Below are 12,409 nucleotides of genomic sequence, written 5' to 3' on the forward strand. Positions count from 1 at the left end.
CCGCTCGCACCCGGGCGTGAACGCGTTCACGCCCCCTGAACGCGCCCCTCCGCGCCTCCTATGCGTCCGCTCGCGCCGTCGCCAACAGCTCTTCCGCGTGCGCCCGTGCCGTCTCGGAGTCCTCCTGGCCGGCGAGCATCCGGGACAGCTCCCGGATCCGCTCCTCGCCCTCCAGGACCTTCACCCCGGACCGGGTCACCGACCCGTCGTTCGTCTTCTCCACCAGCAACTGCCGGTCGGCGAAGGCGGCGACCTGCGGAAGGTGGGTGACCACCACGACCTGCGCGGTCCTCGCGAGCCGCGCCAGCCGCCGCCCGATCTCCACCGCCGCCTTGCCGCCCACGCCCGCGTCGACCTCGTCGAAGAGATACGTCGGCACCGGGTCCGTGCCCGCGAACACGACCTCCACGGCGAGCATCACACGCGAGAGCTCACCGCCGGACGCGCCCTTGGCGATGGGCCGCGGCGGCGCTCCCGGATGCGGGGCGAGCAGCAGCTCGACCTCGTCGACGCCGGACGGCCCGTAGGCGACGGCACGCCCGCCGACCTCCACGCCCTCCGGGTCCTCCGTCTGCCGGATCTCGAACGACACGCGCGCGTGCGGCATCGCCAGCGAGGCCAGCTCGGCGGTGACGGCGGCGGCGAACCGCTCCGCGGCCTCCGCCCGCGCGTCGGTCAACGCCTGCGCCAGTCCGCCCAGTTCGGCCCGCAGCGCGTCCCGCTCGGCGGTCAGCTCGTCGATCCGCTCGTCGTCGCCGTCGAGCTCGGTGAGCCGCGCGACGCCCCGCTCGGCCCAGGCCAGCACCGCGTCGACGCCCTCACCGTGCTCGCCGTACTTGCGCGTCAGCGCGGTGAGCACGGCCCGCCGCTCCTCGACCGCCGCCAGCCGCAGCGGATCGGCGTCCAGGTCGTCGGCGTACCCGGCCAGCTCACCGGCCACGTCGCCCAGCAGGATCCCGATCTCCCCGATCCGGTCGGCGAGCGCCGCCAGCGCCGGGTCGTGCGCACGCACGGCCTCCAGCGCCCGCGCCGCGCCCGCGACGAGCGTCGCGGCGTCGATGCCCTCGGGATCCTCGGGATTGCCCGCCAGCGCGGCGTGGGCGGCCGTCGCGGCCGAGGACAGCGCCTCGGCGTGCCCGAGCCGCTCCGCCTCCTCCGCCAGTTCCACGTCCTCCCCGGCGCGCGGCTCGGCGCCGCCGATCTCCTCGAGCCCGAAGCGCAGCATGTCGGCCTCCTGGGCCCGCTCACGCGCACGCGTGGTGATCTCGTCGAGCTCGACGGCGACGGCCCGCAGCCGCCGGTACGCCTCGGTGTACTTGGCGAGCGGCACGGTCACGGCGTCCCCGGCGTACCGGTCGAGGGCCTGCCGCTGCCGGGACAGCTTCAGCAGCCCCTGCTGGTCGGTCTGCCCGTGCACGGCCACCAGCTCGTCCGCGAGGTCGGCCAGCACGCCCAGGGGCACGCTCCGCCCGCCGACGTGCGCCCGCGAGCGCCCCTCGGCGGAGACGGTACGGCTGATCAGCAGCGCGCCGTCGTCGAGCTCGGCCCCGGCCTCCTCGGCCCGCACGACCACCGGCGCGCCCGGGGGCACGGTGATCCGCCCCTCCACGACCGCCTTCTCGGCGCCGATCCGCACGAGCGCGGCGTCCGCGCGCCCGCCCAGCAGCAGCCCGAGGCTGGTGACCACCATGGTCTTGCCCGCGCCCGTCTCACCGGTGACGGCGGTGAAGCCGGGCGACAGCTCGACGACCGCGTCGTCGATGACCCCGAGTGACCGTATCCGCATCTCCTCCAGCACGCCCCCGACCATACGAGGTTTTGCCGACGCCGTGCGACGCCACCCCCCGTAACGAGGAGCGGGCGTTACCTCCATGAGGCGAACTTCGTTGCCTTCGGGCCCCCTCGCGTACCGGCTAGTGCCGCGCCCCCCGCCACCCGGCGACAGGCAGCGCGAACTTCGCCACCAGGCGGTCGGTGAACGACGCGTGGTGCAGTCGGGCCAGCCGCACCGGCACGGAGCCGCGCCGCACCTCCACCCGGGCCCCCGGAGGCAGCTCGAAGGTCCGCCGTCCGTCGCACCACAGCACGCCCGGCGGGATGTGCGGCAGCAGCTCCACCGCGAGCACGGAGTTCGGCGAGGTCACGAGCGGCTTCGCGAACAGCGCGTGCGCGCTGATCGGCACCATCAGCAGCGCCTCCACCTCGGGCCACACCACCGGCCCGCCCGCCGAGAACGCGTACGCCGTGGACCCGGTCGGCGTCGACAGGACGATCCCGTCGCAGCCGAAGCCGGTGACCGGCCGCCCGTCGATCTCCAGCACCACTTCGAGCAGCTTCTCCGCGCCGGCCTTCTGCACGGCCGCCTCGTTCAGCGCCCAGTCCGTGTGCACGATGTCACCGTTGCGGTGCACGACGACATCGACGGTCATCCGCTCCTCGACCTCGTACGCCTTCGTCACCACCCGGTCGACGACCTTGTCGAGGTCGTCGCGCTCGGCCTCGGCCAGGAAGCCGACGCTGCCCAGGTTCACGCCGAGCATCGGCACCCCGGACGCCCGCGCGAACTCCGCGCCGCGCAGCAGCGTCCCGTCGCCGCCGAGGACGATGAGCAGCTCACAGCCCTCCAGGCACTGCGGGGTGGCCTCGGAGACCAGCTCCACCTCGCTCGGCAGCGGCAGGTCGGCGGCCTCGTACTCGAGGACGCGCACCCCGATGCCGGACCGCAGCAGCCCCTTGACCACCAGCTCCGCGCTGCGGATCGCGGCGGGCCGGCCCGTGTGGGCGAGCAGGAAAACAGTACGAGCTCGATTCTGGGTCAACGCGGCCCCTCCGCCACTGCACGGTCGACATCGGCCGGGTCCAGGGCAGGCGCCCCGGCCCGGAGCCACAGAAAGTACTCGACGTTGCCCGAAGGACCGGGCAGCGGACTGGCGGTGACCCCGTTCACCCCGAGTCCGAGATCCCACGCCTTGTCGGCCACACCCCGCACCGCCTCCGCCCTCAGCTGCGGGCTGCGCACGACGCCCCCGCTGCCCAGCCGTTCCTTACCCACCTCGAACTGCGGCTTGACCATCATCACCAGATCGGCGTCCGGCTCGGTGCACCGCGCCAGGGCCGGCAGCACCAGCCCGAGCGGAATGAAGGACAAGTCCCCCACGACAAGATCCACAGGCTCCCCATCGATCGCTTCGAGCGTCAACTCGCGTACGTTCGTACGGTCCTTGACGGTGACGCGTTCATCGCTCCGCAGAGACCAGGCGAGTTGTCCGTATCCGACGTCGACGGCGACGACGTGCGCCGCCCCCGCGCGCAGCAGCACATCGGTGAACCCCCCGGTGGACGCGCCGGCGTCCAGCGCCCGCCGCCCCTCGACGACGAGCCCTCGCGGCACGAACGCCTCCAGCGCTCCGGCCAGCTTGTGCCCGCCCCGTGACACGTAGTCAGGATCGCCGTCGTCGGTCGCGACGACGATCGCGGCCGCGGTCTCCACCTGCGTGGCCGCCTTGGTCGCGACGGTCCTGCCGACCGTGACCCGCCCCGCGGCGATCAGCTGGCCGGCGTGCTCCCGCGACCGCGCGAGCTTGCGGCGCACCAACTCCGCGTCCAGACGACGACGTGCGACTCCTGCCACGTTCGGTTCAGCTCCTGTGTTGTCCGTACGGCGAATCAAAGGGGGCGACCCGAAGGGTCTCGTTGAGGGGTGGTGGTCGGGTGGCGGGCGGGACCCGGAGGTCCCGGGCGGGCGTCGAGCGCGGTGAGCGCGTCGCGCAGCCCCCGGTGTACATCCTCGTACACCTCGACATGGCCGTCGGTCGCGAGGTGGTCGGCGTCGGCGAGCCGGTCCAGGTGCCCGTCCACCTCGGCGTGGCCGGTGGGCGTGCGGGGGACGAGCAGCGGGGCGGGCGCGCCGGGGTCGGCCTCGGAGGCGGACCGCGGGTCGGCCTCAGGGCCGCTGTACGGGTCGGTCCCGGGGCCGGTGTACGGGTCGTCCCCGGATCCGGCCGGCGCGTCCCGCGGGACCTCGCCGTCCGGCACTGAGTCGTTCATGCCTCGACGCTACCGCGAACCCCTGAGGTACCGTCGAGCGCGATGGCCACGATCGAGGAGTGCCGCGCGGCACTGGAGAAGTTCTCGGAGAACCTGCGGGACGCCGAGGGCGACGCCCGCGATGCCGCGGCCATGGACCGCTCGGTCAGCTGCCATGTCACCGACCTGGACGTCACCTTCGCCGGCCGCATGAGCGACGGCCGCATACGGATCGACGACACCCTCCAGGGGCCGCCGCCGCAGAAGGCGCAGATCCGCCTCGCGATGGCCGGCGACGACCTGGTGGCGCTGGTCGACGGCGAGCTGAACTTCGCGAAGGCGTGGGGCTCGGGCCGGGTGCGGCTGGAGGCGGGCCTGCGCGACCTGTTCCGCCTGCGGAAACTCCTGTAGCCCAGGAGCTCAGGCGCCCTCGGTGGCCGCGACCTTCGCCACCTCGGCCTTCGCCCCCGTCCGCGCCTTCCGCGCCGCCGGCACCACCAGCGGCGTCCCCGTCTCCGGGTCGTCGATGACCTGGCAGCGCAGCCCGAAGACCTCCTCGACCAGCCCCGCCGTGACGACGTCGTCCGGCGCGCCCTCGGCGATGACGGTGCCGCCCTTGAGCGCTATCAGGTGCGTGGCGTACCGGGCGGCGTGATTGAGGTCGTGCAGCACGGCGACCAGGGTGCGGCCCTGCTCCTCGTGCAGCTCGGCGCACAGGTCGAGGACGTCGATCTGGTGCTGGATGTCGAGATAGGTGGTCGGCTCGTCGAGCAGCAGCAGCGGGGTCTGCTGGGCGAGGGCCATCGCGATCCACACGCGCTGCCGCTGACCGCCGGACAGCTCGTCGACGTACCGGTCGGCGAGTTCGGCGACGCCGGTCTGCGCCATGGACTCCTGGACGACCCGCTCGTCCTCGGTGGACCACTGGCGCAGGATGCCCTGGTGCGGGTAGCGGCCGCGGCCCACCAGGTCGGCGACGGTGATGCCGTCGGGCGCGATGGAGGACTGCGGCAGCAGGCCCAGCGTGCGCGCGACCTTCTTCGCGGGCATCGACTGGATGACCTGCCCGTCGAGCAGCACCCGGCCCTCGTTCGGCTTCAGCATCCGCGACAGCGCCCGCAGGAGAGTCGACTTGCCGCACGCGTTCGGACCGACGATCACGGTGAACGAGTTGTCGGGGATCTCCACCGACAGCTGTTCGGCGATGACCCGCTGGTCGTAGGCGAGGGTGACGTTCTCGGCGGACAGGCGGTTCACGGTGCTCCTAGGGTTGTTCGTCCCGCGGTTCTCGGGAGTGCGGGGGCTCATATCCGGCCCGCCCGGCGCTCGGTGACCAGCAGCCAGAGCAGGTAGACGCCGCCGAGGACGCCGGTGACCACGCCCACGGGCAGCTGCCCGTCGCCGAACAGCCGCTGCGCGGCCCAGTCGGCGGTGACCAGCAGCGCGGCGCCCATGCACAGGGCGGGCACGAGGTTCGGCCCGGGCGAGCGGGTCAGCCGCCGGGCGAGCTGGGGCGCGGTGAGCGCCACGAAGGCGACGGGGCCGGCGGCGGCGGTCGCGGCTGCGGTCAGCAGCACGGCGGCCACCATCAGCAGCAGCCGTACGCGCTCCACCCGCACCCCGAGGGCGTTGGAGACGTCGTCGCCCATCTCCATCATCCGCAGGCCGCGCGCGTTGGCGAGGACGAGCGGGGCGAGCACGCAGAACAGCCCGAGCAGCGGCCAGACCTGCTTCCAGTCACGGCCGTCGAGCGAGCCGGTCATCCACACGATCGCGCGGGCCGCGTCCACGAGGTCGGCCTTGGTGATGAGATAGCCGTTGACCGCGGTGGCGATGGCCGAGACGCCGATGCCGACGAGCACCAGCCGGTAGCCGTGCACGCCCCGCTTCCAGGCGAGCAGGTAGATGGCGGCGCCGGTGACCAGACCGCCGACGAGCGCCCCGACGGCGACCTGGTTGGCGGAGCCGGACATCAGCACGATCACCACGAGCGCGCCGGCCGCCGCCCCCTGCCCGAGCCCGAGCACGTCCGGGCTGCCCAGCGGGTTGCGGGACACGGCCTGGAACACCGCGCCGCCGAGCCCGAGCGAGGCGCCGACCAGCAGCCCGACCAGGACGCGCGGCAGCCGCAGCTCGTTGACGATGAACTCCTGGCCCTCGGTGCCGTCGCCGGCCAGCGTCTTCAGCACGTCCCCGGCGGAGATCGGAAAGTCGCCGGTGCCGATCAGCACCACGCTCGCGGCGAGCGCGGCGACCAGCAGCAGCACGACGACGGCCAGGGCGCGCGGGTCGAGGCGCAGGGAGAGTCCGCCGGGCGTGCGCAGGGCGCGGGGAGCGCCGGGGGTGCGTGCGCCCGGCCGCGCGTCCGGCCGGGTGTCCGGCCCGGTCTCCGTGGTCCTCTCCGGTGCGGTGTGGGGTGCGGTCTTCACAGCTGGGCCGTCCTCCGCCGTCGTACGAGAAAGATGAAGACCGGCCCGCCGATGATCGCCGTGATGATGCCGACCTGGACCTCCGACGGGCGGGCGACGACGCGCCCGATCACATCGGAGCCGAGCAGCAGCACCGGCGACAGGATCGCCGCGTACGGCATGATCCAGCGCAGGTCGGGGCCGGTGAAGGAGCGGACGACGTGCGGGACCATCAGCCCGACGAACACGATCGGCCCGCAGGCGGCGGTCGCCGCGCCGCACAGCACGGTGGCGGCGAGCATCGACAGCGCCCGGGTGCGGCCGAGGTGGGCGCCGAGCGCCTTGGCGGTGTCGTCGCCCATGGCCACCGCGTTCAGCGGGCGGGCGAGGGCGAGTGAGAGGAGCGTGCCGACCGCGAGGAAGGGCGCCACCTGCCAGATCATGTCCTCGGTCGCGGCGGACAGCGAACCCACCGTCCAGAAACGCATCCTGGCGAGCGCCGCCTTGTCCATGATCATCACGGCTTGGACGTAGCCGAAGAGGGCGGCGCTGATCGCGGTGCCGGCGAGCGCCAGCCGTACCGGCGTGGCACCGCGGCTGCCGCCGAGGAACCACACCAGCGCGCCGACGGCCGCCGCGCCGAGGAAGGCGAACCACACATAGCCGCTCAGGCTGGTGACGCCGAAGTAGGTGATGGCGGTGACGACGGCGGCCGAGGCGCCCGCGTTGATGCCGAGCAGGCCGGGGTCGGCCAGCGGATTGCGGGTGAGGGCCTGGAGCACGGTGCCGGACAGGCCCAGCGCGGCCCCCGCGAGCAGCCCCAGCGCGGTCCGCGACTGCCGCTCGTCGACGACGACGTCCGCGTAGGTCCCCGTGCTCTCGAACAGACCGTGCCAGACCTGCGCGAGGGACAACTCCTTGGCCCCGATGGCGATGCTCGCCATCGCCACCAGCAGCAGGACCGCGACGGAGAGGAGCAGTCCGGCGAAACGTATCGCCCGGCGGGTTGGGGGCGCGGGGGCGGTCTCCGCGCGCTGTTCGGGAACACTGTCGACCAACACCCGGTTAGGTTAGCCTACCCTCCTTTGCGGTCGGTTCCCTGGTCGCGGGCCCGGCGCAGCGCCGGGACGGTGACGGTCTCACAATCCCAGCCGGGCCAACGCCTTCCCCGAATCCAGCCCGCACGAACCCTCCCCCGCCGAAGTCCATGCGGCGGCGCACAACGCCCGCAGCCCGTCGAGGGCTTCGCCGTCCCCGTCGAGCCGCAGACTCTCCGCGCCCGCCGTCGCCGTCCATCCGCCGCACCGGAAGCCGTCCCCGTCCGCCGTCACCTCCGGCTGCCCGGTGAGCATCCCGCGCAGATCGGCGTCGACGTACGTCGGCCGGTGCTGCGGCGGCGCGGCGAGGAGCTGCGCCCCGTCGGTCACCCCGGTGAGCACCAGCAGCGAGTCGACCCGCCCGTTGAACGCGCCCTCGATGTCGGTGTCCAGCCGGTCCCCGACCACCAACGGCCGCTCCGCGCCCGTCCGCAGGATCGTCTCCCGGTGCATGGGAGGCAGCGGCTTGCCCGCGACCTGCGGCTCGGCCCCGGTCGCGATCCGCACGACCTCCACCGCCGCCCCGTTGCCCGGGGCGATCCCGCGTCCGCTGGGGATCGTCAGATCGGTGTTGGACGCGAACCACGGCACCCCGCGCGCGACCGCGTAGGACGCCTCGGCGAACCGCCCCCACGGCAGGTCGGGCCCGCCGAAGCCCTGCACCACGGCCGCCGGATCGTCGTCGGCGGACTCCACCGGCGTCAGCCCCCGCTCGCGCAGCGCGACCCGCAGCCCCTCCCCGCCGATCACCAGCACCCGCGCGCCGGCCGGCACCTGCTCGCTGATCAGCCGGGAGACCGCCTGCGCCGAGGTGATGACGTCATCGGCCTCCGTCGCGATCCCCAGCTCCGTCAGATGCCCGGCCACCGCGTCGGGCGTCCGCAGCGCGTTGTTGGTGACGTACGCGAGACGCATCCCGCCCGCGCGGGCCGTCGCCAACGACTCGACGGCGTGCACGATCGCGCTCCCGCCGGCGTACACCACCCCGTCGAGATCGAGCAGCGCCGTGTCGTACGCCTCGCTCAGGGCCTGCCCACTGCCCTCGGGCCTCGTCCTGACGCTCGGACTCATTCCGCATCGCTCCTCGTTCGCTCGCTCTTGCCTCGATCATCGCGCACGCCACCGACACACGTACGATGCCGGGATGAACACAGCAGGTCACTCGGAAGCAACGGCGCCCCGAGGCCTGGAACTCACCCCGTTCCGAGGCCTGCGCTACGACCCCGACCGGGTCGGCAGCCTCGCCGCCGTCACCTCCCCGCCGTACGACGTCGTCGTCCGCCCCGACGGCCTGCATCAGCTCCAGGACGCGGACCCGCACAACATCGTCCGCCTGATCCTCCCTCAGGCCACCACCCCGAGCGCACGCAACGAACAGGCGGCGAAGACCCTCCGCGGCTGGCTCGCCGACGGCGTCCTCGCCCCCGACCCCGAGCCGGCCCTCTACGTCTACGAGCAGCGGCACGCCGACGGCATGCTCCAGCGCGGCCTGATCGGGGCCCTGCGCGTCTCCGAGCCCTCGGCCGGCGTCGTCCTCCCCCACGAAGACGTCATGCCCCACATCGTCGCCGACCGCGCGGCCCTGATGCGCGCCACGAACGCGAACCTCGAACCGCTCCTGCTCACCTACCGGGGCGACGGCGCGACCGCGGACGTCGTGGACCGCACCGCCGAACAGCCCCCGCTGCTCTGCACGACCACGGAGGACGGCTACAGCCACCGCCTCTGGTCGATCACCGACCCGGCCGAACTCGCCCGCGTCCAGGCCGACCTCGCCCCGCACCAGGCCCTGATCGCCGACGGCCACCACCGCTGGGCGACCTACCGCCGTCTACGCGCGGAGCACACCTCTCCCAGCCCCTGGGACCACGGCCTGGTCCTCCTCGTCGACACGCTGCGCTATCCGCTGCGCGTCCGCGCCATCCACCGTCTCCTGCACGGCCTGCCCGTCCGCGACGCGCTGTCCGCCGTCGAGGGCCTGTTCCGCGTCCGCCGCCTGGATTCCCCGCTGTCCGGGGCACTCGACGCCCTGGGGGACGCGGCGGTCACGGGCAACGCCTTCCTGCTGGCCGGCGACGGCGCCTTCCACCTCCTCGACCGCCCGGACGCGGACCTCCTCGCCCGCACGGTCCCCACCGACCGCCCGCCGGCCTGGCGCACCCTGGACGCGACCGTCCTGCACGCCACCCTCCTCGACCACGTGTGGCACATCCCCGAGGACGACCCCACGCGCATCGCCTACATCCATGACACGGCCGCCACCGTCGAGAAGGCGGAGCGCGACGGCGGGACGGCGGTCCTGCTGCACCCGGTCCGCGAGGAGGTCGTCCGCGACCTGGCCCGCCAGGGCGTCACGATGCCCCGCAAGTCGACGTCGTTCGGCCCGAAGCCGGCCTCCGGCCTGGTCCTGCGCGCGCTGGACCTCTGACCCCGGACACATGAAAGGGGCGGGATCGCGGTCATGACGACCGTGATCCCGCCCCTCTCACTTCCAGCGCGTCAGCGCCTGGGCCTCAGTGTCTGGGCCTCGATGCCTGCGCCTCGACGCCTCAGTCCTGAGCGTCGTCGGCGTCGTCGTGGCGCTCGGCCGGCTCGTCCTTGACGGCTTCCTCGTCGAGCGCGTCGACGAACTCCACGCCGTCCATCTCGGCCAGCCGGTCGGACGCGTCCGTGCTGCCGTCCCGGTCGGCCTCCACGGCCTTCGCGAACCACTCGCGCGCCTCGCCCTCACGCCCGGCGGCGAGCAACGCGTCCGCGTACGCGTACCGCAGCCGCGCGGTCCACGGCTGCACGGAGTTGGAGGCCAGCTCGGGGCTCTGCAACGTCACGATCGCCGCGTCCAGCTGCCCCATGTCACGCCGTGCGCCGGCCGCGACGAGCCGCATCTCGACCTGCCCGGCCTTGTCGAGCTTGTGCACCTCGGGTGCGCCGGCCATGTCCAGCGCCTTCTCCGGCCGCCCGAGCCCGCGCTCGCAGTCGGCCATCACCGGCCACAGCTCCACGCCGCCCGTCATCCGCCGGGCCGCCCGGAACTCGGCGAGCGCCTCGCTGTACTTCTGGTTGGCGTACGCGGCGAACCCGGCGGCCTCGCGCACGGCGGCGACACGCGAGGCCAGCCGCAGCGCCACCTTGCTGTAGCCGTAGGCGCCCTCGGGGTCCTCGTCGATGAGCCGCGCGACCATCACCAGGTTCTTGGCGACGTCCTCGGCGAGCGTCTTGGGCAGGCTCTGGAGCTCCTGCCGGACGTCCTTGTCGATCTCGTCGCCGGTGACGTCCTCGGGGATCGGCAGCCGCTTGATCGGCTCGCGGTCGCGGTCACGGTGGTCCCGCTCGTCACGGAAGCGCCCGCCGCCGCGCCGGTCGTCGCGTCCACCGCGGTCGTCCCGGCCACGGAAGCCGCCCGGCCGACCGCCACGGTCGTCACGACGGGGGCCACCACGACCACCGCGGTCGAAGCCGCCGCGGTCGTCACGGCGATCGTCACGGCGGTCGTCACGTCCGCGGAACCCGCCGCGGTCGCCGCCACGGCTGTCGTCACGGCGGAAGCCGCCGCGGTCACCGCCACGGTCGCCGCCGCGGGTGTCACCTCGGGTGTCGTCACGGCGGAAGCCGCCGCGGTCACCGCCACGGTCGCCGCCGCGGGTGTCACCTCGGGTGTCGTCACGGCGGAAGCCGCCGCGGTCGCCGCCGCGGCTGTCGTCGCGGCGGAACCCGCCACGGTCACCGCGGTCACCGCGGTCGTCGCGCCGCCGGTCGTCACGGCGCTCGTCGCGGCGGTCATCCCTGCGGTCGTCCCGGCGGTCGTCGCGCTGGAAGGCGGGCCGGTCGCCGCGGTCGTCACGGCGGAAGCCACGGTCGCGGTCGTCCCGACGGCCGTAGCCGCCGCGGTCGTCACGGCGGTCATCCCGACGCTCGTCGCGGCGGTCGTCGCTGCGCCGGTCGTCACGGCGGAACCCGCCGCGGTCTCCACGGTCATCGCGTCGCCCGTAGCCGGGGCCGCCGCCGCTGCGCTGGTCGTCGCGCCGGAAAGCCGGCCGGTCACCGCGGTCGCCGCGGTCGTCCCGACGGAAGCCACGGTCGCGGTCGTCGCGCTGGAACGCCGGACGAGAGCCCCGGTCGCCGTCGCGACGGTCGTCACGGCGGACGTCACGCCGGTCATCGCGGCGGTCGTCGCGCCGGCCGTAGCCGCCGCGGTCGCGATCGCCGTGGCCACCACGGGGGTTGTCGCTCCGCCGGTCATCCCGGCGGTCGTCGCGTCGGTCGTCGCGTCGGTCGTCACGGCGGCCGTAACCACCGCGGGTGTCGTCGCGACGTCCGTAGCCACCACGGTCGTTGCCGGAACGGTCGCCGCCAGGGCGGTCGTTACCGCGTCGATCGTTGTCGCGGCGATCGAAGTCGCGGCGGAAGCCACCACGTTCACCGCGATCGCCACGGCCTCCACCGTCCCGTCGCCGCTGGTCGCGTTCCGGTCGGTCCTCGGGAGAGTTGGTGGACATGGTGACTCCTGTCTTCGGTACTGCACAAGCATATAAAAAAGGACCCCTGGTCCCAGCGTGAACGCTGGGACCAGGGGTCCTTCCAAAGATTGTTCGGCGGCGTCCTACTCTCCCACAGGGTCCCCCCTGCAGTACCATCGGCGCTGTAAGGCTTAGCTTCCGGGTTCGAAATGTAACCGGGCGTTTCCCTCACGCTATAACCACCGAAACCCTAATGGTTTCGAGCGAACAAGCACACTTTTCACTTGTTTTCACTCAAAGCCGGCAACGGTCGTTGCCTCAGAACTAACACAGTGGACGCGAGCAACTGAGGACAAGCCCTCGGCCTATTAGTACCGGTCACCTCCACACGTTACCGTGCTTCCAGATCCGGCCTATCAAC

12 protein-coding genes and 2 rRNA genes are annotated in these 12,409 nt (G+C 73.3%); 3 read left to right on the plus strand and 11 right to left on the minus strand.

All coding sequences use genetic code 11. The annotated features are described in order from the left end of the window. Positions 1 to 58: 58 nt before the first annotated feature. The 4 genes from recN to ACFYX4_RS21115 form a co-directional block, all read right to left on the minus strand. Positions 59 to 1,810: a DNA repair protein RecN gene (recN, locus tag ACFYX4_RS21100; RefSeq protein WP_389335163.1), complete on the minus strand. Its 1,752-nt coding sequence runs from the start codon at positions 1,808 to 1,810 to the stop codon at positions 59 to 61. A 103-nt stretch (positions 1,811 to 1,913) separates the two neighbouring features. Next, positions 1,914 to 2,819: an NAD kinase gene (locus ACFYX4_RS21105; RefSeq protein ID WP_389335166.1), complete on the minus strand. Its 906-nt coding sequence runs from the start codon at positions 2,817 to 2,819 to the stop codon at positions 1,914 to 1,916. Beyond that, positions 2,816 to 3,631, minus strand: a complete 816-nt coding sequence (locus ACFYX4_RS21110) for a TlyA family RNA methyltransferase (RefSeq protein ID WP_389335169.1) — start codon at positions 3,629 to 3,631, stop codon at positions 2,816 to 2,818. The genes ACFYX4_RS21105 and ACFYX4_RS21110 overlap by 4 nt, the downstream gene beginning before the upstream one ends. 35 nt (positions 3,632 to 3,666) lie before the next feature. Beyond that, positions 3,667 to 4,047: a hypothetical protein gene (locus tag ACFYX4_RS21115; protein WP_389335172.1), complete on the minus strand. Its 381-nt coding sequence runs from the start codon at positions 4,045 to 4,047 to the stop codon at positions 3,667 to 3,669. A 42-nt stretch (positions 4,048 to 4,089) separates the two neighbouring features. Between ACFYX4_RS21115 and ACFYX4_RS21120 the strand changes: the two genes are divergently transcribed. After that, on the plus strand, positions 4,090 to 4,437 hold the full coding sequence (locus tag ACFYX4_RS21120) for an SCP2 sterol-binding domain-containing protein (RefSeq protein WP_389335175.1): 348 nt from the start codon (positions 4,090 to 4,092) through the stop codon (positions 4,435 to 4,437). A 9-nt stretch (positions 4,438 to 4,446) separates the two neighbouring features. On the opposite strand, the gene ACFYX4_RS21125 is transcribed toward ACFYX4_RS21120, so the two are convergent. The 4 genes from ACFYX4_RS21125 to ACFYX4_RS21140 all read right to left on the minus strand — a co-directional run bounded on the left by ACFYX4_RS21125 (position 4,447) and on the right by ACFYX4_RS21140 (position 8,602). After that, the gene (locus ACFYX4_RS21125) at positions 4,447 to 5,334 is read right to left on the minus strand and encodes an ABC transporter ATP-binding protein (protein WP_389335178.1); all 888 of its coding nucleotides are present in this window, start codon (positions 5,332 to 5,334) and stop codon (positions 4,447 to 4,449) included. After that, complete coding sequence (locus ACFYX4_RS21130; RefSeq protein WP_389335229.1) at positions 5,331 to 6,350, minus strand: FecCD family ABC transporter permease; 1,020 nt, start codon at positions 6,348 to 6,350, stop codon at positions 5,331 to 5,333. Before ACFYX4_RS21130 ends, ACFYX4_RS21125 begins: the two co-directional genes overlap by 4 nt. A 101-nt stretch (positions 6,351 to 6,451) precedes the next feature. Continuing rightward, positions 6,452 to 7,495, minus strand: a complete 1,044-nt coding sequence (locus ACFYX4_RS21135; protein ID WP_389335182.1) for a FecCD family ABC transporter permease — start codon at positions 7,493 to 7,495, stop codon at positions 6,452 to 6,454. Positions 7,496 to 7,573: 78 nt separating this feature from the next. After that, positions 7,574 to 8,602 carry an HAD hydrolase-like protein gene (locus ACFYX4_RS21140; protein ID WP_389335185.1) on the minus strand — a complete coding sequence of 343 codons (1,029 nt, stop codon included), beginning with the start codon at positions 8,600 to 8,602 and terminating at the stop codon, positions 7,574 to 7,576. Between the two features lie 73 nt (positions 8,603 to 8,675). Between ACFYX4_RS21140 and ACFYX4_RS21145 the strand changes: the two genes are divergently transcribed. Continuing rightward, positions 8,676 to 9,959: a DUF1015 domain-containing protein gene (locus tag ACFYX4_RS21145; protein ID WP_389335188.1), complete on the plus strand. Its 1,284-nt coding sequence runs from the start codon at positions 8,676 to 8,678 to the stop codon at positions 9,957 to 9,959. A 121-nt stretch (positions 9,960 to 10,080) separates the two neighbouring features. On the opposite strand, the gene ACFYX4_RS21150 is transcribed toward ACFYX4_RS21145, so the two are convergent. Beyond that, positions 10,081 to 10,821 (minus strand): hypothetical protein, encoded by a 741-nt coding sequence (locus ACFYX4_RS21150; RefSeq protein ID WP_389335232.1) that lies wholly within the window; start codon positions 10,819 to 10,821, stop codon positions 10,081 to 10,083. A 30-nt stretch (positions 10,822 to 10,851) separates the two neighbouring features. On the opposite strand from ACFYX4_RS21150, the gene ACFYX4_RS21155 reads away from it, so the two are divergent. After that, positions 10,852 to 12,063, plus strand: a complete 1,212-nt coding sequence (locus ACFYX4_RS21155; RefSeq protein ID WP_389335238.1) for a hypothetical protein — start codon at positions 10,852 to 10,854, stop codon at positions 12,061 to 12,063. 55 nt (positions 12,064 to 12,118) lie between these two features. On the opposite strand, the gene rrf is transcribed toward ACFYX4_RS21155, so the two are convergent. Continuing rightward, positions 12,119 to 12,235, minus strand: a 5S ribosomal RNA gene (gene rrf, locus ACFYX4_RS21160). Between the two features lie 101 nt (positions 12,236 to 12,336). Next, a 23S ribosomal RNA gene (locus tag ACFYX4_RS21165) occupies positions 12,337 to 12,409 on the minus strand; the annotation flags it as partial.

Origin of the sequence: Streptomyces sp. NPDC002328, from assembly GCF_042890065.1 — a bacterium.
GTDB lineage: Bacteria > Actinomycetota > Actinomycetes > Streptomycetales > Streptomycetaceae > Streptomyces.

What these genes read in the sequence shown, in the direction of transcription:
- recN (WP_389335163.1), bottom strand. Translation starts at nt 1,810, where the DNA reads ATGGTCGGGGGCGTGCTGGAGGAGATGCGGATACGGTCACTCGGGGTC.
- ACFYX4_RS21145 (WP_389335188.1), top strand. Translation starts at nt 8,676, where the DNA reads ATGAACACAGCAGGTCACTCGGAAGCAACGGCGCCCCGAGGCCTGGAA.
- ACFYX4_RS21120 (WP_389335175.1), top strand. Translation starts at nt 4,090, where the DNA reads ATGGCCACGATCGAGGAGTGCCGCGCGGCACTGGAGAAGTTCTCGGAG.
- ACFYX4_RS21140 (WP_389335185.1), bottom strand. Translation starts at nt 8,602, where the DNA reads ATGAGTCCGAGCGTCAGGACGAGGCCCGAGGGCAGTGGGCAGGCCCTG.
- ACFYX4_RS21125 (WP_389335178.1), bottom strand. Translation starts at nt 5,334, where the DNA reads ATGAGCCCCCGCACTCCCGAGAACCGCGGGACGAACAACCCTAGGAGC.
- ACFYX4_RS21115 (WP_389335172.1), bottom strand. Translation starts at nt 4,047, where the DNA reads ATGAACGACTCAGTGCCGGACGGCGAGGTCCCGCGGGACGCGCCGGCC.